The 19847-nt window shown below is 71.8% G+C and carries 21 protein-coding genes; 14 read left to right on the forward strand and 7 right to left on the reverse strand.

Features of this window, described 5'->3' with window-relative positions; genetic code table 11:
* The first annotated feature begins 15 nt into the window (after positions 1-15).
* Together ACYVLJ_RS02055 and ACYVLJ_RS02060 are read left to right on the forward strand one after the other, a co-directional pair.
* Entirely contained in the window at positions 16-1383 is a 1368-nt protein-coding gene (locus ACYVLJ_RS02055; protein ID WP_460437556.1) for a 3' terminal RNA ribose 2'-O-methyltransferase Hen1, read from the forward strand.
* Entirely contained in the window at positions 1380-3866 is a 2487-nt protein-coding gene (locus ACYVLJ_RS02060; RefSeq protein WP_451968225.1) for a polynucleotide kinase-phosphatase, read from the forward strand. The genes ACYVLJ_RS02055 and ACYVLJ_RS02060 overlap by 4 nt, the downstream gene beginning before the upstream one ends.
* Here the strand turns inward: ACYVLJ_RS02060 and ACYVLJ_RS02065 are convergent.
* A complete protein-coding gene (locus tag ACYVLJ_RS02065) occupies positions 3863-4183 on the reverse strand; it encodes a hypothetical protein (RefSeq protein WP_451968227.1) in 321 nt (106 codons plus the stop codon). The genes ACYVLJ_RS02060 and ACYVLJ_RS02065 overlap by 4 nt on opposite strands.
* Complete coding sequence (gene mca, locus ACYVLJ_RS02070; protein WP_451968229.1) at positions 4180-5082, reverse strand: mycothiol conjugate amidase Mca; 903 nt, start codon at positions 5080-5082, stop codon at positions 4180-4182. The genes ACYVLJ_RS02065 and mca overlap by 4 nt, the downstream gene beginning before the upstream one ends.
* Positions 5083-5218: 136 nt before the next feature.
* On the opposite strand from mca, the gene ACYVLJ_RS02075 reads away from it, so the two are divergent.
* The 3 genes from ACYVLJ_RS02075 to ACYVLJ_RS02085 all read left to right on the forward strand — a co-directional run bounded on the left by ACYVLJ_RS02075 (position 5219) and on the right by ACYVLJ_RS02085 (position 7223).
* Positions 5219-5662 (forward strand): DUF4307 domain-containing protein, encoded by a 444-nt coding sequence (locus ACYVLJ_RS02075; RefSeq protein ID WP_451968231.1) that lies wholly within the window; start codon positions 5219-5221, stop codon positions 5660-5662.
* Positions 5663-5857: 195 nt separating this feature from the next.
* On the forward strand, positions 5858-6361 hold the full coding sequence (greA, locus tag ACYVLJ_RS02080; protein WP_451968233.1) for a transcription elongation factor GreA: 504 nt from the start codon (positions 5858-5860) through the stop codon (positions 6359-6361).
* Positions 6362-6410: 49 nt separating this feature from the next.
* Positions 6411-7223 (forward strand): MBL fold metallo-hydrolase, encoded by an 813-nt coding sequence (locus tag ACYVLJ_RS02085; protein ID WP_460437557.1) that lies wholly within the window; start codon positions 6411-6413, stop codon positions 7221-7223.
* A gap of 2 nt (positions 7224-7225) precedes the next feature.
* On the opposite strand, the gene ACYVLJ_RS02090 is transcribed toward ACYVLJ_RS02085, so the two are convergent.
* A complete protein-coding gene (locus ACYVLJ_RS02090) occupies positions 7226-7699 on the reverse strand; it encodes an Lrp/AsnC family transcriptional regulator (protein ID WP_361101351.1) in 474 nt (157 codons plus the stop codon).
* Positions 7700-7807: 108 nt separating this feature from the next.
* On the opposite strand from ACYVLJ_RS02090, the gene hppD reads away from it, so the two are divergent.
* The 7 genes from hppD to ACYVLJ_RS02125 all read left to right on the forward strand — a co-directional run bounded on the left by hppD (position 7808) and on the right by ACYVLJ_RS02125 (position 15603).
* Positions 7808-9007, forward strand: coding sequence for a 4-hydroxyphenylpyruvate dioxygenase family protein (gene hppD / locus ACYVLJ_RS02095; RefSeq protein ID WP_460437558.1), 1200 nt, complete (start codon positions 7808-7810; stop codon positions 9005-9007).
* Positions 9008-9134: 127 nt separating this feature from the next.
* A complete protein-coding gene (locus ACYVLJ_RS02100) occupies positions 9135-9689 on the forward strand; it encodes a YbaB/EbfC family nucleoid-associated protein (protein WP_460437559.1) in 555 nt (184 codons plus the stop codon).
* A gap of 10 nt (positions 9690-9699) precedes the next feature.
* Positions 9700-10008 (forward strand): type VII secretion target, encoded by a 309-nt coding sequence (locus ACYVLJ_RS02105; RefSeq protein ID WP_395933639.1) that lies wholly within the window; start codon positions 9700-9702, stop codon positions 10006-10008.
* Positions 10008-13823, forward strand: coding sequence for a WXG100 family type VII secretion target (locus ACYVLJ_RS02110; protein WP_460437560.1), 3816 nt, complete (start codon positions 10008-10010; stop codon positions 13821-13823). Before ACYVLJ_RS02105 ends, ACYVLJ_RS02110 begins: the two co-directional genes overlap by 1 nt.
* Positions 13810-14247: a hypothetical protein gene (locus ACYVLJ_RS02115; RefSeq protein WP_460437561.1), complete on the forward strand. Its 438-nt coding sequence runs from the start codon at positions 13810-13812 to the stop codon at positions 14245-14247. Before ACYVLJ_RS02110 ends, ACYVLJ_RS02115 begins: the two co-directional genes overlap by 14 nt.
* 53 nt (positions 14248-14300) lie before the next feature.
* Entirely contained in the window at positions 14301-14723 is a 423-nt protein-coding gene (locus ACYVLJ_RS02120; protein ID WP_451968241.1) for a hypothetical protein, read from the forward strand.
* Positions 14724-14748: 25 nt separating this feature from the next.
* Positions 14749-15603 (forward strand): ferredoxin, encoded by an 855-nt coding sequence (locus ACYVLJ_RS02125; RefSeq protein WP_460437562.1) that lies wholly within the window; start codon positions 14749-14751, stop codon positions 15601-15603.
* Here ACYVLJ_RS02125 and ilvA read toward each other — a convergent pair.
* On the reverse strand, positions 15588-16790 hold the full coding sequence (gene ilvA / locus ACYVLJ_RS02130) for a threonine ammonia-lyase (RefSeq protein WP_451968244.1): 1203 nt from the start codon (positions 16788-16790) through the stop codon (positions 15588-15590). The genes ACYVLJ_RS02125 and ilvA overlap by 16 nt on opposite strands.
* A 94-nt stretch (positions 16791-16884) precedes the next feature.
* Between ilvA and ACYVLJ_RS02135 the strand changes: the two genes are divergently transcribed.
* Together ACYVLJ_RS02135 and ACYVLJ_RS02140 are read left to right on the forward strand one after the other, a co-directional pair.
* Positions 16885-17157, forward strand: a complete 273-nt coding sequence (locus tag ACYVLJ_RS02135) for a hypothetical protein (RefSeq protein WP_460437563.1) — start codon at positions 16885-16887, stop codon at positions 17155-17157.
* Between the two features lie 81 nt (positions 17158-17238).
* A complete protein-coding gene (locus tag ACYVLJ_RS02140) occupies positions 17239-17712 on the forward strand; it encodes a pyridoxamine 5'-phosphate oxidase family protein (RefSeq protein ID WP_460437564.1) in 474 nt (157 codons plus the stop codon).
* A 12-nt stretch (positions 17713-17724) separates the two neighbouring features.
* On the opposite strand, the gene ACYVLJ_RS02145 is transcribed toward ACYVLJ_RS02140, so the two are convergent.
* From ACYVLJ_RS02145 to ACYVLJ_RS02155, 3 genes are read right to left on the reverse strand one after another with little or no spacing between them, the layout of a single operon-like run.
* Complete coding sequence (locus ACYVLJ_RS02145) at positions 17725-18882, reverse strand: cystathionine gamma-synthase (protein ID WP_451968250.1); 1158 nt, start codon at positions 18880-18882, stop codon at positions 17725-17727.
* Positions 18883-18916: 34 nt separating this feature from the next.
* Positions 18917-19360, reverse strand: a complete 444-nt coding sequence (locus ACYVLJ_RS02150) for a hypothetical protein (protein ID WP_451968252.1) — start codon at positions 19358-19360, stop codon at positions 18917-18919.
* Positions 19361-19408: 48 nt separating this feature from the next.
* Positions 19409-19801, reverse strand: coding sequence for a hypothetical protein (locus ACYVLJ_RS02155; RefSeq protein ID WP_451968254.1), 393 nt, complete (start codon positions 19799-19801; stop codon positions 19409-19411).
* Positions 19802-19847: the final 46 nt, after the last annotated feature.

Raw genomic sequence — 19847 nt, forward strand, 5'->3', positions numbered from 1 at the left:
GGCCACACTGAGCCGGTGCTGCTGACGATCACCACCACCCGCGCTCCCGCCACCGAGCTGGGCTTTCTCCTGCACAAGCACCCGGAGAAGGCGCAGTCGGTCGCGCTTTCCGCCGGTACCGCCCACGTCTTCTACCCGGAGGCCTCGCCCGAGCGGTGCACCGTCGCGCTGTTCGTCGAGATCGACCCCGTCGAGCTCGTCCGCGGCGGCGGGACGTCGCTGACGCAGTACGTCAACGACCGGCCGTACGCCGGAGGTTCGTACCTCGCGGTGGCGCTGCGGGCCGCGTTCACCACCGCCCTCGCGGGCCGCTGCTCGGCGCGGCCGGACCTGGTCGACGAGCCGTTCGACCTGGCGGTCCACGTGCCGTCGCTGACCGCGCGCGGTGGGGCCGAAGTCGTGCACAAGCTGTTCGAACCGCTCGGCTGGCGCGTTTCGGCGACGCCGATCCCGCTCGACCCGGAGTTCCCGCAGTGGGGCGACAGCCGCTATGTCGACTTGACGCTCACCGGGACCCACCGGGTCGCCGACGCGCTGCGCCACCTCTACGTCCTGCTGCCCGCGCTCGACGGCGGCAAGCACTACTGGGTCGGCCCGGACGAGGCCGACAAGCTGCTGCGCGCCGGCGACGGCTGGCTCGCCGCGCACCCCGAGCGGACGCTGATCACGAGCCGCTACCTCGAGCGGCGCCGCGGGATCGTGCGCTACGCGCTTTCGCGGCTGGCCGAGGCGGACGACGTCCCGGCGGACGCCGAAGCGCTCGTCACGGAGCTGCCGGACAAGCCGGAGAGCCTCGCGTCGCAGCGCCACGGCAGCGTGCTCGCCGCGTTGCGGGCCGCCGGCGCGCGGCGCGTGCTCGACCTCGGCTGCGGGAACGGCGCGCTGCTGCGCGTCCTCGAGAAGGACCGGACGTTCACCGAGATCGTCGGCGTCGACGTCGCCGCGGGCGCCCTCGACGTCGCCGAGAAACGGCTGAAGGACAACTCCCGCGTCACGCTCCGGCAGTCCGCGCTCACCTACGCCGACCCGGCGCTGGCGGGCTACGACGCCGCGGTGCTGATGGAGGTCGTCGAACACGTCGACCCGGCGCGGCTGCCCGCGCTGGAACACGCCGTGTTCGGGGTCGCGGCGCCGCGCACGGTGCTGGTCACGACGCCGAACGCGGAGTACAACCGGCTGTTCGAGTTCCTGCCGATGGGGCATTTCCGGCACGCCGACCACCGGTTCGAATGGACGCGAGCCGAGTTCCGCACCTGGGCGGACGGCGTCGCGACCCGGCGCGGCTACGAGGTCCGGTACGTGCCGATCGGACCGGTGGACCAGGAATCGGGACCGCCGACCCAGATGGCGGTCTTCACGACCAGCAAGGAGGTGGCCGCGTGAAGCTGACCGTTCCCGACATGTCGCTCGTCGTGCTCGTCGGCGCTTCCGGCTCCGGCAAGTCGACCTTCGCGCGCACGCACTTCGCGCCGACGCAGGTGCTCTCGAGCGACTTCTTCCGCGGGCTCGTCGCCGACGACGAGAACGACCAGTCGGCGTCGGCCGAGGCGTTCGACGCGCTGCACTACGTCGCGGGCAAGCGGCTCGCGGCCGGGCGGATGACCGTCATCGACGCGACGAACGTCCAGCGTGCTTCGCGGGCGAGCCTGGTGAAGCTCGCGAAGGAGCACGACGTGCTCCCGACGGCGATCGTGCTCGACCTGCCGCTGAACGTCTGCGTCGCGCGCAACGCGTCGCGGCCCGACCGCGACTTCGGCGACCACGTGATCCGGCGGCAGCGCGGCGAGCTGCAGCGCTCGCTGAAGTCGTTGGAGCGCGAGGGTTTCCGGCGCGTGCACGTGCTGCGCGGCGAGGCCGAGGTGGCCGAGGCGGAGATCGTCGTCGAGCCGCTGCGCAACGACAAGCGCGACCTGACCGGCCCGTTCGACGTGATCGGCGACGTCCACGGCTGCGCGGCCGAGCTCGAGGAGCTGCTGGCCGAACTGGGGTACGTCGACGGCGTCCACCCGGCCGGGCGGACGGCGGTGTTCGTCGGCGACCTCGTCGACCGCGGGCCGGACACCCCCGGCGTGCTGCGGCGCGTGATGGGAATGGCCGCGGCGGGCAACGCCCTGGTCGTCTGCGGGAACCACGAGCAGAAGCTGGTGCGCGCGCTGCACGGGCGGAAGGTCAACGTCGCGCACGGGCTGGCCGAGTCGCTGGAGCAGCTCGGCGCGGAGAGCGAGGAGTTCCGCCGGCAGGCGCACGAGTTCTGCGACGGGCTCATCGCGCACTACGTCCTCGACGGCGGTGACCTCGTCGTCGCGCACGCGGGGCTGCCCGAGCGCTACCACGGGCGGGCGTCCGGGCGGGTGCGCAGCATGGCGCTCTACGGCGACACCACCGGCGAGACCGACGAGTACGGCCTGCCGGTGCGGCTGCCGTGGGCACGCGACTACCGCGGGTCCGCGATGGTCCTCTACGGGCACACGCCGACGCTCGAGCCGGAGTGGGTCAACAACACGATGTGCCTCGACACCGGCGTCGTGTTCGGCGGGAAGCTGACCGCGTTGCGCTACCCCGAGCGTGAAGTCGTCTCGGTGAAGGCGCATCGCGTCTGGTACGAGCCGGCCAAGCCGCTCGATTCGTCGCGGCCGCTGGGCGGGCGCGAGCCGGCGGTGCTGGAGCTGACCGACGTCACCGGGAAGCGGATCGTGCAGACCGCGCACCACGGCCGGGTCGGCGTCTCGGCGGAGCAGTCGGCGGCGGCGCTGGAGGTGATGAGCCGGTTCGCGGTCGACCCGCGGTGGCTCGCCTACCTGCCGCCGACGATGGCGCCGTGCTCGACGTCGGCGCGGCCCGGCTACCTGGAGCACCCGGAGGAGGCGTTCGCCGAGTACCGGGCCGCCGGCGTGCAGTCGGTGCTGTGCGAAGAGAAGCACATGGGCTCGCGGGCCGTGGTGCTCGTGTGCCGGGACAGCGGCGTCTCCCGCTTCGGCATCGAGGGCGGCGGCGCGGTGTACACGCGAACCGGGCGGCCGTTCTTCCCGGCGGAGCAGAACGACGCGTTGCTCGCGGACGTGCGCTCGGCCGCGGCCGGGCTGTTCGACGAGCTGGGGTCGGACTGGCTGCTGCTCGACGCCGAACTGCTGCCGTGGAGCGCGAAGGCGGGCTCACTGATCGCGGACCAGTACGCGTCGGTCGGGGCGGCGGCCCAGGCGGTGCTGCCGGCGGCCGTCTCGGCGCTGACGACGGCGGCCGCGCGCGGCATCGACGTCTCGGACCTGGTGACGCGCACGGCTTCGCGGTCGTCCACAGTGGAGTCCTACCGGGCCGCGTACCGGCGCTACTGCTGGCCGACGGCCGGGCTGGACGGGGTGCGGCTGGCGCCGTTCCAGCTGCTGGCGTCGGAGGGGGCGGCCTACCACGACCGGCCGCACTCGTGGCACCTCGCGCGGCTGGAGAGCCTGACCGGCCCGCGGTTCCAGCGGACGCGCACGCTCGCGGTCGACCTGCTGGACGACGCGTCGGTCGCCCGTGGCGTCGCGTGGTGGGAGGAGCTGACGGCCGAAGGCGGCGAGGGCATGGTCGTCAAGCCGTCGGCGAACCTGACGCGGGGCACGCGCGGGCTGGTGCAGCCGGGGGTGAAGGTGCGCGGGCGCGAGTACCTGCGGATCATCTACGGCCCCGACTACACGCTGCCGGCGAACCTCGAGCGGCTGCGCAAGCGCGGGCTGAACCGCAAGCGCATGCTGGCGCTGCGGGAGTACGCGCTGGGCCTGGAGGCCCTGGAGCGCGTCGCGCGGGGCGAGCCGCTGTGGCGCGTGCACGAGTGCGTGTTCGCGGTGCTCGCCCTGGAGTCGGATCCGGTGGACCCGCGGCTCTAGCTGTCGGCCTTGGTGGCCGAGGAGTCCTTCGCGGGCTTCTCGGCCGCCTCGGGCTCGGCCTTCTCCGGAGCTTCGGCAGCCTCCTCGGAGGCGGGCTCGTCGAAGCTGGCCGGGACGCGCTTCAGGTGCTTCGTCATCGAGCGGACCAGGAACGCCACCGCGATGAGGAACAGGATCAGCACCAGGAAGCCGACCGGGGACGACTTGCCGAAGTCCTCCCCCTGCCCGCCGTTGTCGCCGTTGCCCGGCTGCTGCGTCAGGACCAGTGCCGACGCGGTCACCGGAAGCGCCACGCCGGCCGGCAGCGTCAGACTCATGTGTTCACCTTCTCCTCGATGCCGATGCCGGCGAACAGGTCGTCCTCCGGCAACGTGCTGTCGACCTGCGACTTGACCAGCTCGTACTCCTCGGTCGGCCAGGTCTCGCGCTGGATCTCCAACGGGACGAAGAACCAGCGGCTGTTCGGGTCGATCTGCGTGGCGTGCGCCTTCAGCGCCTCGTCCCGCACCTCGAAGTATTCACCGCACTCGACGCGGGTCGTCACCCGCTCCATCACATCGGCGCGATCCGGGTCCCACTTGGCCAGCCACTCGGTGTACGGCGACTCGAGCCCGGCCTCCTTCAGCGCGGCGTCGAACGCCACCATCCGGGCCTTCGAGAAGCCGTGCATGTAGTAGAGCTTCAGCGGCTGCCACGGCTCGCCGGCGTCGGGGAAGCGCCCGGGGTCCGGCGCCGCGTCCCACGCCGCCATCGTCACCTCGTGCGTGCGGATGTGGTCGGGGTGCGGGTAGCCGCCGTTCTCGTCGTACGTCGTGATGACGTGCGGGCGGAACTCGCGGATCACGCGCACCAGCGCCTCGGTCGACTCCTCCAGCGGCACGACCGCGAACGAGCCCTCGGGCACCGGCGGCAGCGGGTCGCCCTCCGGCAGGCCGGAGTCGACGAACCCGAGCCAGCGCTGGCTCACGCCGAGGATCTTGGCCGCGCGGGCCATCTCCTCCCGGCGGATCTCGGACATGTTCGCCAGCACCTCGGGCCGGTCCATCGCCGGGTTGAGGATGCTGCCGGCTTCACCCCCGGTGCACGTGACGACGAGAACCTCGTGCCCTTCGGCGGCGTAGCGCGCCATCGTGGCGGCACCCTTGCTCGACTCGTCGTCCGGGTGTGCGTGCACGGCCATCATGCGCAAGCGCGGCTTCGTCAGCTGGTCCACCATGCTGCGAACGACTCCTTCTCTACCCGTATTCCGCGACCCACGTGCGGGCCGCCCACCCAGCGGGCGGATACTCGAAGCCGTACCCGCCCCACCATTGTCCCCGCGGGTACGACAAGAACGAGCAGGAGGCCCCGCGTTGGCGAGCGGACCGGCGGAAACGGCAGCACCCGTGCTGCCCGAAGGCCGGTACGGCACCGCGCGGACCAAGACGCCCAAGCGCTGGCGGCGCTGGCTCTTCCTGGCCCTCGCCCTGCTGGTCAGCGGCGTGATCGCCTGGGTCGCGTACGTCAACCTCGGGTCCGCGCCGATCGACGCCGAGCGGGTCGCGTTCAGCGGAAAACCGGACAATGCGATGGAAATCACCATCAACGTCACGCGTGACGACGACGACCGGCCGGGCGTGTGCATCGTGCGCGTCCGGGACAAGACCGGCGCCGAGAGCGGCCGCAAAGAGCTCCTGATCCCCGCGGGCGCGAAGTACAGCAGGATGACGACGACGATCAAGAGCATCGGGGAGCCGGTGACGGCCGACGTGTACGGCTGCTCGTACGACGTACCACAGTATTTGTCAACCCCATAGCGGCCAACGGGGTGAACCGCGCGCCCAACGCCCACGGCGTGCGGATTTAACGGGCGTCGGCCTGTCGCGCCGTGATACTCTGATCCTTCAGCACGGCCCGAGACGGGCCGTGTTTTTCCTTTATCTCAGCCACGCGGGCACCTACGCCCGCGTGGGCCGGCTTGAACACGCAAGCCTGGCAGGCCCGACGAGGAGATGGTGACCGTGAGCGACACCAAGGTGACCTGGCTCACCCAGGATGCCTACGACCGGCTCAAGCACGAGCTCGACGAAATGATCGAGAATCGGCCGGTCATCGCCGCGCGCATCAACGACAGCCGCGAAGAAGGCGACCTCAAGGAGAACGGCGGCTACCACGCCGCCCGTGAAGAACAGGGCCAGGCCGAGGCGCGCATCCGGCACCTGCAGGAGCTGCTGCGCTCGGCCAAGGTCGGCGAAGCGCCCGCGAACGACGGCACCGCCGGCCCGGGCAAGGTCCTGACCGTGCGCTACGAGGGTGACGACGACGAGGAGAAGTTCCTCCTCGCCACCCGCGAAGAGGGCGCCGAGGGCGACCTCGACGTGTACTCCCCGGAGTCGCCGCTGGGCAAGGCCCTGCTCGGCGCCAAGGAAGGCGAGTCGCGCGAGTACGAGCTGCCCAACGGCAAGACCCAGAAGGTCACGCTCGTCAAGGCGGTTCCGTACACCGACGCCAAATAACCCCGGCTAGCGTGTCCTCCCAGGATCCACATTCTGGGAGGACATCGCCGTGAGCACCGAACCGATCTGCCAGGCCTGCGGCATGCAGTACGCCGTGGCCCGCGACGACTGCCCGGTCTGCGAGGACGAACGCCAGTACGTCCCGCAGTCCGGGCAGCAGTGGACGAACCTGGACACGCTGCGCGCGAGCGGCACGTACACGCCGCGGATCGAGGAGCAGGGCCGGGGCATCATCGGCGTGGGCTCGACCCCCGGGTTCGCGATCGGCGAACGCGCGCTGCTGGTCCAGGCGCGCTCCGGGAACTTCCTCTGGGACTGCGCCGCGTACCTCGACGACGCGCTGGTCCAGCAGGTCCGCGACTTGGGCGGGATCACCGGCATCGCGATCAGCCACCCGCACTACTACACGACGATGGTCGAGTGGGCGCACGCGTTCGACGTGCCGATCTACCTGCACGAGGGCGACCAGCAGTGGATCGGCCGGCCCGACCCGGCGGTGAAGCTGTGGTCCGGCACCACCCTCGACGTCGCCGAGGACCTGCGGCTGATCAACCTCGGCGTGCACTTCACCGGCGGCACCGTGCTGCACTGGCCGGACGGCGAGGAGGGCCAGGGCGCGCTGCTCTCCGGCGACATCGTGCAGGTGATCCCGGACCGCACGCACGTCGGCTTCATGTACAGCTACCCGAACCTGGTCCCGGAACGCCCGCACGTCGTCCGCCGCGCGGCCGAACTGCTGGCCGGCTACCGGTTCGAGGCGATCTACGGGGCCTGGTGGGACGCGATCGTCCGCACCGGCGGCTTCGAGGTCGTCCAGCGGTCGGCCGGGCGGTACCTGGCCCACGTCGCCGACGAAGGCTGACGTCAGCCCCGCGCGGTCCGCTCCAGCAGGGGGCGGACCCGCGGCGGCACCGGCGTCGACAACGCGATCGACGTCGACGTCCGGAGCACGTCCGGCACCCCGACCACCTCGTCGATCACCCGCTGCAGGTCGTCGTTGCCGCGCGCGACCATGCGGACGAACAGGTCGCCCTGCCCGGTCGTCGCGTGGACCTCGCAGACCTCGTCGATCGCCGACAGCGCTTCCGCCACCTCCGCGCGACGGCCTTGCGCGATCTCCAGCACCGCGAACGCCGTCAGGCCGTAGCCCATCGCCGCCAGGTCCAGCTCCGGCGGGAAGCCGCCGAGGATGCCGCGTTCGGTCAGGCGGTCCAGCCGGGCCTGGACCGTCCCGCGCGCCACCCCGAGCCGGCGCGCGCACTCCAGCACCCCGAGCCGCGGCGAATCGGTCAGCAACAGCAGCAGTCGCGCGTCCAGCGCATCCAGGTTCTCCGGCATGCACAGATTGTCCACGATGACCGCCGGTGTCCGGCGATGACTCGGCAGATTGCCCAGTGAAAACACCGACGATTGCGCATCTTGCCTCGAAGGGATGATCCTTCGGGTATGACCCAGACTGCCGAACCTCAGAGCGGCCTCGACGACGTCAGCTACGACCAGCTGCGTCAGCTCGTCGGGCTCGTCGACCACGACGCCTCGACCGACCCGTTCCCGGTCAAGGCCATGGACGCGGTGGTGTTCATCGCCGGCAACGCCACCCAGACCGCCTGGTACTACCAGATCGCGTTCGGGATGCAGCTCGTCGCGTACTCGGGCCCCGAGACCGGCGTCTTCGAGCGCAAGTCGTACGTCCTGAAGTCCGGCTCGGCCCGGTTCGTCATCACCGGCGGCGTGCAGCCGGACTCGCCGCTGCTGGACCACCACCGCAAGCACGGTGACGGCGTCATCGACCTGGCGCTGGAGACCACCGACGTCGACAAGTGCGTCGAGCACGCCCGCGCGCAGGGCGCGACCATCCTCGAGGAGCCGCACGACGTCTCCGACGAGCACGGCACCGTGCGCGTCGCCGCGATCGCGACCTACGGCGAAACCCGCCACTCGCTCGTCGACCGCTCGCGCTACACCGGCGTCTACCTGCCCGGCTACGAGCCGCGCGAGAGCGGCATCAAGCGGCCCGAAGGCGCGCCGAAGCGGCTGTTCCAGGCCGTCGACCACTGCGTCGGCAACGTCGAGCTCGGCAAGATGGACTACTGGGTCGACTGGTACCACCGCGTCATGGGCTTCGTGAACATGGCGGAGTTCGTCGGCGACGACATCGCGACCGAGTACTCGGCGCTGATGAGCAAGGTCGTCTCGAACGGCAACCACCGGGTCAAGTTCCCGCTGAACGAGCCCGCCGTCGCGAAGAAGAAGTCGCAGATCGACGAGTACCTCGAGTTCTACGGCGGCGCCGGCTGCCAGCACATCGCGCTGGCCACCAACGACATCATCGCGACGGTCACCGCGATGCGCGCCGCGGGCGTCGAGTTCCTCGACACCCCCGCGTCCTACTACGAGGACCCGGAACTGCGCGCCCGGATCGGCGAGGTCCGCGTCTCGATCGAGACGCTCAAGGAGCACAGCATCCTGGTCGACCGCGACGAGGACGGCTACCTGCTGCAGATCTTCACCAAGCCGATCGGCGACCGCCCGACCGTGTTCTACGAGCTGATCGAGCGCCACGGCTCGCTCGGCTTCGGCAAGGGCAACTTCAAGGCCCTGTTCGAAGCGATCGAGCGTGAGCAGGAACGCCGCGGCAACCTGTAGCTCAACCGCCGTGAAGGCCACCATGAGGGACTCGAAGTCCCCTATGGTGGCCTTCACGGCGTTTTTTGGGGGGAACCGAACGAGCCCCGGCGACGTCAGTGTGGAGACGCAGAGAGAAGGGGCCGGGATGCCGGACAGCATCGACGCCAGCGACGCGATGATCGACAACTGGACCAAGCGGCTCGAGGAGAACGCCGCCCGGTACCAGGCGCTGGCCGATCGCATGCAGGGCCAGCAGGTCACCGAACGGTCCAAGGACGGCACGGTCCAGGTGACGATCGACTCGCGCGGCCTGCTGAAGAACCTGGTCATCGCTGAAACCGCGGCCGGGAAGCGGATGGCCGAGGTGTCGGCGCAGGTGATGCAGCTGGTGCAGCGCGCGCAGGCGCGGATCCCGGAACTGCTGCAGCAGGCCATGACCGAGACGACCGGCACCGGCGACCAGGCCGCCGCGGAGATCGTCCGCGAGGCGCAGAGCACCTTCCCGGAGCCGCCGCCGGAGCCCGAACCCGCGTTCCCGGAGCCCGACCGCGTCCGCCGCTTCCTGCCGGAGGACACCGAGGAGCAGCAGCCGCGGACCCCGCCGCCGCCTCCGCCGCCTTCGCAGCAGCAGCAACCGCCGCGGCGCCGCCGTCCGGTGGACGACGATGACGACGACTTCGGCGGGCCGATTCTTTCCTGAGGGGGAACCGATGACGGATGTGGAACTCAGCACCGACCTCACCGCGCACGCGAAGCAGCTCGACGCCATCGGTGACGGGCTGCAGCAGGCCGTCGACGCGGCGAACCAGGTCAGCATGCCGACCGACGCGTACGGCATCCTCTGCCAGCCGTTCCGGATGATGCTCGACCCGGTCGAGCAGTACGGGATCGACGCGCTCAAGGACGCCGTGCAGGCGATGACCGCCGTCTCCGGCAAGGTCCGCGAAGCCGCGGCGGCGTACCACAAGTACGAAAGCGGCGTCGCCGACGACCTGAACAAGTCCGCGGGCGGTGCGTGATGCCGGACGGCAACCCGCTGGTCGCGGACGCGGAGAAGGATCCGAACGGACCGGGGCCGCTGACGGCGGGCAACAGCGGCTACGGCTGGGCGGGCGGCATCGGCATCGCCGAGTCCTCGATGGACGCGTTCAACGGGATCAAGGACGGCGACTGGGTTTCCGGCGGGCTGGGCGTGCTCAGCCTGGCCGGCGAGATCGCCGGGGCGGCGGTCGACCCGTTCGGCTACCTGATGTCGTCGGTGGCGTCGTTCCTGATGGAACACGTGCAGCCGTTGAAGGACATGCTGGATTCGGTGGCGGGCAACCCGCCGGTGATCCAGTCGTACGCGGACACGTGGGGCAACGTCTCGAAAGCGCTGGGCGAGCGCAAGACCGACTTCGACAACGCGGTCAAGAACGGCACGACGGGCTGGACCGGCGCGGGCGCCGACGCCTACCGGGCCTTTGCGGCGGAGCATTCCGAGGCGCTTTCGGGCGCGGCGACGGTGGCCGGCGCGATCAGCACGGTCACGATGATCATGGGCCAGGTCGTGTCGTTCGTGCGGGAGACCGTGCGGCAGCTCATCGCGGACCTGGTCGGCAAACTGATCTCCTGGGTGATGGAGGAGGTCTTCTCCCTCGGCTTCGGCACCCCGGTCGTCGTCGCACAGGCATCGGCCGCGATCGCCAAGTGGGGCAAGAAGATCGGCGACCTGCTCAAGAAGCTGACCGACACGATCCGCAAGGTGTCACCGCTGCTGTCGAAGCTGGTCGACATCTTCGAGAAGATCGCGAAGGTCTTCGGCAAGGTGCTGGGCAAGGTCAGCGGCCTGGACGGGCTGAAGGTCAAGGAGGGTGGCTTCGTCCACAAGATCCCCAAGGGGGAGGGTGGCGGTGTCCACGCCAGGGCCCACGGTGGGGAGGGTTCTTCCGGGGAAACGTCGGCGGGCGACGGCGGCGATCCGAGCCACGCGAACGGGGATTCGCCGAGTTCCGACCCGATGAACACGGACTCCGGGTCCCGCCGGAGTTCGAGCCGCGACGGTTCCGGGGACAGCTCGCCGTCCACGCACGCGGACGACGGCTCGCCGGACAGCAGCCCGTCGGCCGTTCGCTCGGACGGTGACGGCAGTGCGCCGCACACCCGTTCCGGGGATGGCGATCCGTCACGCGCCGCTGATAGCCCATCGCCCACCCGCGGCGGCGAGAGCGCCCCCACGCACGGCGGAGATGGCAGCCCGTCGCCCACCCGCGGCAGCGACAGCACTCCCACGCACGGCGGAGATAGCGGCCCGTCGCCCACCCGCGGCAGCGACAGCGCCCCCACGCACGGCGGAGATGGCAGCCCGTCGCCCACCCGCGGCAGCGACAGCGCCCCCACGCACGGTGGGGATGGCACCCCTTCGCGCGCCGCTGACAGCCCGTCGCACGGCGGGGAAAACGCACCTTCGCGAGCCACCGACAGCAGCCCGTCGCCCACTCGCGGAAGTGACAGCGCCCCCGCTCACGGCGGGGACAGCACTCCCTCGCGCGCCGCCGACAACGGTCCGGCGCCGAGTCGCGGCGAGGGTGGTGGTTCCTCGCCCGTCGGGCGGTCCGATGCCCCCGGCTCGCACGAAACCCCCAGCAGCGCCGCACCTCCGCGCACCGACGGTGCCACCACCGCCAGCGGCACCGCGCCGACCGCACCGCGGACCGGCGATCCCGGCACGGTTCCGTCGCCGCGTGGTGGGGACGGGGCCTCTTCCGTCCCGGCGCAGGGTGGCAGCCCGATGATGGGGGGCGGTATGCCGCCCGGCGGAACTCCCGGTGGCGGCCTCGGCGGCGGCTCCCCGCGCACCGGCGGCGGTGGCGGCTGGACCGGCACCCCCGGCAGTCCCGGCCACACCCCGGACGCACCCGGCCGCCCACGCGCAGGCAGCCCCGACGCACCCGGCCGCCCACGCACCGGCAGCCCCGACGCCCGCACCGGCGCACCCGACGCACCCGGCCGTCCACGCACCGGCGGACCCGACGCACCCGGCCGCCCACGCACCGGTGGGCCCGATCGGCCGCACACGCCGGAACCCGCCGCCCGGGGCTTCGGGCCCGGCACGCACGGCCCCGACACCCGGCCCGGCGGTCCCGGCCACACCGGTCCCGGCGGCACCCACGAGCACGGCACCCACGAAAACGGCCCCGGCCACCACGACCCGGACGGCGGCACTCCGCACCACGACTCCGAACCGCTCACCCCGGACGAGGTCAACGCGCGGCACGCGGAAAGCACGCCGTCCGGCAGTTCCTACCACGCCGGCGATCCGGACATGGGCGACCTTCCGCACCGCGTGCTGCCCGACCCGGACGGGCGCTACACCGTCGACGTGCACGTCACCCCCGATGGGCACGCGCGCATCGGTGATCGGCTCTACACGCCCGAGGAGTTCGCGGACATCCTGCGCCGCAACGGTGACTACGACGGCCGGCCGATCCGGCTCATCGGCTGTGACGCCAGCTCGAACGACTTCGCGCACCGGCTTTCGCGGGAGCTCGACACCGAGGTCATGGCGCCGACCAAGCCCGCCTGGACCGACTCGCACGGACGGGTCTTCTCCTCCGACTACGAGATCGGGCCGGACGGGAAGATGCGGCCGCGCATCCCGCCGGACGGCGAGTGGAACACCCACCACCCGGACGGCTCGTCGCACCGTGCCGGTGAAGACGGCTTCGCTCCCGACTCGCACCACGGCGACCAGCACGATGTCGACGCCGACAGTGCCCGGCACCGCGGCGACGACGACGGTTCGCCTTCGCACGCGGACGAAGATGACGACGACCTCTTCGACAGCAGTGCCTGGAACGACTACGAAGTCCCGCGCACCGACCCGAAGTTCGACGAGAAGTTCGTCGACTACGACCGGCCGGGGCACGAGCACCCGCACGACTCGCCGGAGAACCCGTACCACCGGCCGCCCGAGTCGCCGCAGGAGATCGCGTCCGGGCCGCGCGGGCGGGACCGCACCGAGCCGGGCGACTTCTCGACGCCGGTGCCGACCCACCCGAAGGTCCTCGCCGGCCACGAACTGAAGCCGAACACCGAATACCACGTGGTCAACCGGACCAGGAGCGGCGAGATCGCGTCCGAGACGCGCTTCTACACCGACGCCGAGGGCAAGATCAAGTGGGTGGAGGCCACGCCCGGCGGTGGGCGGACGGCGACCGGCGCGAAGCTGCAGGCGAACCCGGACTTCAACTACCCGCTGCTGCCCGACTGCCAGTACCGCGTCGACAACTTCAACGACCCGTCGAAGAAGCTCGACTACCACACGGACGCCCGCGGCCAGACGGAAGCGGCGACCGGCCAGCCGGAATACCGCGCGTCGAACGAGGACTACCGCGACGCCGGCGGCAAGTACACCGGCCAGGGCCGGGCCGGGCACGAAGGCCAGAACGCCTACCGGGGCGACCCGCAGCACGGCGAAGTCCGGTGGGCGGGCGGTCACCTCATCGCCACCGAGGCCGGTGGCGCGCCGGGCTACGGCAACATGCACGGGCAGATGGCCGCGTCCAACAGCGGGCACGCGCGCGACGGCTGGGATCCGCCGGAGACCTGGCGGCGGCAGGAGGAACAGCTCGCCGCGTACCACAACCCGCCCGACCGCGAGGTCGAGCTGCTGCAGGTGAGCACGCCGCGGCGGGCCGACGGACTGTCCGAAGAGGACGTCATGCGGTGGCGGGTCACCGAGGTGGACCCGGAGACGGGCCAGCGGGTTTCCCGGGTCTACGAAAGGGTGTTCGTCAACGTGCCGGAGAACATCGACCCCAACGCGACGGTGAGGCGCTATGGCGAGCCCTGACGAGCTGATCCCGGCGATCTTCACCGAGGTCGAGCGGGTGCTGCCGCCGGACTGGCGGCGCGCGACGTTCCGGGTCTGGGCGACGGTCGTCGCGTACCAGACCGAGCTGACGGTCGTCCTGGCGGACGGCAGCTCCCCCGAGGTCGCGCCGCCGGCGGTGACGAACGTGCTCGCGGCGCTGCGTGAGGCGATGTACCAGCCGGGCCGCGGCACCTGGTTCTCCGCGGTCTTCACGCTGCGCGCGGGCGAAGAGCCGGAGGCCACGTTCAACTACGACCAGGACCCGCGGTGGTTCCCGGAGCTGCCGCCGGTGGCGTTCGCGCGCGACCTCGCCGCGTTCCCGCGCGCGGACGAGTGGATCCCGGACTGGCTGCGCCGGGTGCTGGCCGACGCGGCGGCCATGGCGCCGGGTTCGGAAGACTAAGGTCGGATCGACGAATCTTCGCACCGGTGGACGAAAACGGAGGACCGGACAGCATGACGCTGACCCCCATCGAGCAGAACGAGCTGCTCGGCGAGATCTCGAAGATGCTCATCGACGCGGCGCCGCCGAACTGGCAGCGGCTGATCTTCGACTTCATGGCCGTCGGCAAGCACGTGAACGTCGGCATGGGTGCGGCGCTGGACAACGGCGCCCGGCAGTCCGTGCCCGCGCCGCGGGAGCTGTCGAAGCCGCTTTCCAAGCTGCGCCGCGGGATGTACGCCGACGGCCTCGGCACGTGGTACTCGATGGACATGGTGATCGACCGGCCCGACCGGTTCCACGCGCGCTTCAACCGGGACAACGAGCCGCCGTTCCAGACGCCGCCGGCCCCGGAGCAGTACGCGCTGGACCAGGAGCGCTTCCCGCGGACGCCGGAGAACATGCCGGAGTGGTTCCGGGCGAAGCTGCCGTCGTGAGCCGGCCGAACCGGAGGGGATGACCGTGAGCCAGCCACCGGGGCCGCCGCGCCCGGACCAGCAGCAGGAGATCGTCCGGCAGATCGGCATGGCGCTCGCCTCGCAGGCGCCGCCGGACTGGCGGCAGCTGCGCGTCGAGTACCGCGCCGCGGGCCGGCACGTCGAAGCCGACCTGCTCGTGACGGGCCCCGACGGGCTGCCCCGGCCGGCGCAGCCGCACCCGGAAGCCGTACGGCTGCTCGGGGTGCTGCGGTCGGGGATGTACCGGCCGGGCTTCGGCACCTGGCTGGGCGCGATCCTCGTCTTCGACCCCGCGCAGGCCCCGGACGTCGACTTCGTGCGGCCGGACCTCGAGCCGCCGTTCCGGCAGCGGCCGCCGGCGATCGGGTTCCAGGACGAGCTGCGGTTCTTCCCCCGTGCCGACGAGAACATCCCGGCGTGGCTGCGCGAGCGGGCCGGGATGGCCCCCGCCGCCCCGCCGGTGGCCGACGGCGAGGTCCGCACGCCGCGGATCTACGACGGCCTCGACGCGTCGGGCAAGCCGCTCGTCCGCCGTCAGCCGCTCGTCCCGGCCGAGGCCGAACGGGTCCTGGCGTACCTCGACGCGGCGCCGGTCATCCTGGCCTCACGCAGCCACGGCCCCGACGCCTTCGCCCCGGACCGCGAAGACGCCGTGCCGATGAACTTCCGCACCGACGGCGCGTGGGCCTGGCCCGGCGCGGTCGCGTACTACCTGCGCGAGCACGGCGTCCCGCCGGACCCGGACCTGGTCGCCCACATCCGGGCCCGCCGCTTCGCCGCGCCCGCGGAAGTCCCCGAACCCGCCAAGGACCTCGCCCTGGCGGCGATCACGGGAGAACAGCCTCAGACGACGGTGTAGCCGGCGTCCATGAGCGCGGCTTCGACCTCTTTGCAGTGCTCGGGTCCGCGGGTTTCCAGCGCCAGCACGACGTCCGCCTCACCGAGGTCGAGGCTGCCGGAGATCCGGGAGTGCTCGACGTCGAGGACGTTCGCGCCCAGCCCGCTCACGCACGACAGCACGCCGACCAGCGACCCCGGGCGGTCCGGGACGCGCAGGTGGAGCCGCAGGTAGCGGCCGCCGGCGGTCATGCCGTGCTGGATGATCTGCAGGAGCAGCACCGGGTCGACGTTGCCGCCCGAGAGGATCGCGACCACCGGGGGCTCGAAGACGCCGGGGTGCTGCAGCAGCGCCGCGACCGTCGCCGCGCCGGCGGGCTCGACCACCAGCTTCCGGCGCTCCAGGCACAGCAGCACCGCGCGGGAGAGGGACTCCTCGGTCACCGTCACGACGTCGTCGACCAGCGACGCGACGTGCGCGAAGCTGACGGCGCCGGGCTCGCCGACCGCGATCCCGTCGGCCATCGTCGAGGTCGAGCTCAGCCGGAACGGCGCGCCCTGGGCCAGCGACGGCGGGTACGCCGCCGCCTCCTCGGCCTGCACCCCGACGACGCGGACGTCCGGGCGCACCGCCTTCACCGCCGACGCGACCCCGCCGACCAGTCCGCCGCCGCCGGTGGCGACCAGGATCGTCTTGACGCCGGGTACCTGCTCGAGGATCTCCAGGCCGACCGTGCCCTGACCGGCGATGACGTCCGGGTGGTCGAACGGGTGGATGAACACCGCCCCGGTGCGCTCGCCGAACTCGATCGCCGCGGCGAGGGTCTCCTCCAGCAGGGCGCCGTGGAGGTGGACGTCGGCACCGTAGCCGCGGGTGGCCGCGAGCTTCGGCAGCGGCGCCCGCAGCGGCATGAAGACGGTCGACTGGGCGCCGAGCAGCGACGACGCGAGCGCGACGCCCTGCGCGTGGTTGCCGGCACTGGCGGCGACGACGCCGCGGGCGCGTTCCGCCTCGCTCAGCCCGTGGATGCGGGTGTAGGCGCCACGGATCTTGAACGACCCCGTGCGCTGCAGGTTTTCGCACTTCAGGTGCACCGGACCGCCGTGGAGCCGGCGCAGGTCGCGCGCGTGCTCCATCGGCGTCACCCGGGTCACTCCGCGTAGGAGTTCCCGGGCGGCCTGGATCCGCTCGATGGTCACGAGTTCCATGGCCGGGATGATGCCACTCAGGAACTCCACAGGTTGACCGGGCGGGTGGCCGGGTACCCTGGGCGTGTCAACGCACGGTAAACAGGGAGCAACCATGGCACGGGGGAACGACGCGGACGCCGCCCGACGGAGTCGCGCGACCCGGTCGGCCGGCCTGCTCCCGCTCGTGATCGGCGTGGCCTCGGCGGCCGCGCTCACCGGTGCCGCGTACTTCACCGTGGACAGCGCCTCGTGCGGCGCCCCGGCCCAGTACATCCGCCACGACAGCCACGTCGAGCTGGTCGGCGGCTGCGTGGACGGCTCGAAGCTGCCGGCGGCGGGCACGCCCAAGACGGGCGGCGTCGTGCACGACAACTACAACCCCTGACCAGGTGGGTTACCCCGGTGTGCCCCCGGAACAGAAAAGTGCCTTCTTCCGCGGGGTTCCCGCGTCCCCGATGATCACCTCGTGACCACCGTCCACGAGCCCGGCCGCGGTCCGGGACCCGCCAAGCCCACCGAAGACGCGCTGAGCGCACTGCTCCGTGGCCACAGCTTCGGGGCTCTGGCCACGGTCAACCGCGCCGGCTTCCCGCACCTGTCGACCGTCGCCTACGCCTGGGACCCCGGGGAGCGGGTCGTGCGGATCGGCTCGACGGCGGGCCGGGCGAAGGTCCGCCAGCTCGCCCGCGACCCGCACGCCTCGCTGTACGTCGGCAGCGACGACCACCTGGCCTTCGCCGTCGCGGAAGGCGTGGCCGAAGTGTCACCGGTGAGCGTGGTGCCGGGGGACGAGACCGGGCGGGCGCTGCTCGCGATGCAGGCGCCCTTCACCGACCCCGCGGACGAAGCCGTGTTCCTGCGGAACATGGTCGAAGACCGCCGCGTGGTGATCACGCTCCGGGTGGAGCGCCTCTACGGCGGCGGTCTCGAGGTGAGCTGACCCGGGCGAGGGTCAGCCCAGTGCTTCGAGCAGGTCCGCGACCAGGTCGCGGCCGTCCTCGATGCCGACCGACAGGCGCAGCAGGTCGGCGGGCACCTGGAGGGTCGAGCCCGCCGTGCTCGCGTGGGTCATCTTGCCCGGGTGCTCGATCAGCGACTCGATGCCGCCGAGCGACTCGGCCAGGATGAAGAGCTTGGTGCGCGACGCCACCTCGAGCGCCGCCGCCTCGCCGTCCGCGTGGCTGAACGACACCATGCCGCCGAAGCGGCGCATCTGCTTCGCCGCCGTCTCGTGGCCGGGGTGGTCCGCCAGGCCCGGGTAGTAGACCTTCGCGACCTTGGGGTGCTTGAGCAGCGCCTGCACGACCAGCTCGGCGTTGTCGCTGTGGCGCTCCATGCGCAGGGCGAGCGTCTTGATGCCGCGCAGCGTGAGCCACGCGTCGAACGGCCCCGGCACCGCGCCCGCGGCGTTGCGCAGGTAGAACAGCTGCTCGCGCAGCTCGTCCTCGTTCGTGATCACCGCGCCGCCGACGACGTCGGAGTGGCCGCCGAGGTACTTCGTCGTCGAGTGCAGGACCACGTCCGCACCCAGCGATAGCGGGTTCTGCAGGTACGGCGTCGCGAAGGTGTTGTCGACCACCAGGCGCGCGCCGGCCTCGTGCGCGACCCCGGCCAGCGCCGCGATGTCGGCGATGCCGAGCAGCGGGTTGGTCGGCGTCTCGCACCAGATCAGCTTGGTCTCGGGCCGGATGGCCGCGCGCACCTCGTCGAGGTTCGCCAGGTCGGCGACGGTGTGCTCGACGCCCCACAGGCTGAGCACCTTGTCGATCAGGCGGAACGTGCCGCCGTACGCGTCGTTGCCGAGCACGAGGTGGTCACCGGGGCGCAGGGTACTGCGCAGCACCACGTCGGAGGCCGCCATGCCGGACGCGAAGGCCAGCGCGTGCCGGCCGCCTTCCAGCGAGGCCAGCGCCTCTTCCAGCGCCGAGCGGGTCGGGTTCGCGGTGCGCGAGTACTCGTAGTCGCCCTCGCGGGTCCCGCCCACGCCGTCCTGCGCGTAGGTCGAGGTCTGGTAGATCGGCACGATGACGGCGCCGGTGCGGGGGTCGGGCTTCTGACCGGCGTGGATCGCGCGGGTCTCGAATCCCAGTACGGAGTAGTCGTCCACCATTGGCTAAGCGTACGGCGACGCCCTGACATTCCCGTCAGGTGGGATGGATCTCAGCACCACACCACCGCGCGGTGGGCGCGGACACGGAGAGCAGCAACGTCGCCAGCGCGGGCGGCACCACGAGCGCCAGCGCCGTCAGCCCGCCCATCGCGAGGTCGCCGGGGCCGCCGAAGTCGACGAAGGTGAGCCCGGCCGCGGCGAGCGCCGTGGACGTCAGGGTGGCTAGCAGGGCGGCGGTGCTGCCGGCGATGCAGCCGATCCGGCCGGCCGGCTGCCGGCGCAGCAGCAGGACACCGCCGGGAACCAGCGCGGACGCGAGCACGACGTCGACCGCGGCGTGGACGCCGACCCGGCCTGCGTCCTCCGGGAACCGCACGAGTGCGACGACGTCCAGGACCAGCCCGACGAGGTAGAGCAGCCCGCCGAGCAGAGCGAGCACCGCCGCGGCGATGGCGGTCCGGCCTTCGGTCCCGGTCATGGCCACCGAGGATACGGCCGGTCACCGTCCGTGTTCGGAGCGGCCCGGTCACCAGGTCCGCGACGAATAGGCGCCCTGGCCCGACAGCACCGGCAGCGTCGGCGTGCGGTACCTCAGGTAGCGGAACGTCGGCGGCAGGAACGCCAGCACCAGGACGAGCACTGACAGCCCGGCGAGACCGACACGGTCCACCATCGCGAAACCGCCGTGGGTGAACATCGCGTCCGTGAACCGGGCCAGCGGGACCCCCACCGAAACCGGCTCGGTCAGCAGCGCCCCCATCGCCAGCAGCGCGCCGACGCCGAGCAGGACCGCGCCCGCCGTCGCGCGGAACAGCGTCACCAGCGCCCCCAGCAACAACACCAGCCCGGCGACGAGGTAGCCGGCCAGGTCCACCAGCACCAGAGCCGGCAACGCGCCGAGGCTGAATTCGGCGGGCATGTCGAGGAAAGTGCGGACCGGTACGAATCCCGACCCGGCCGCGGCC

It is taken from the genome of Amycolatopsis stemonae, assembly GCF_054781455.1.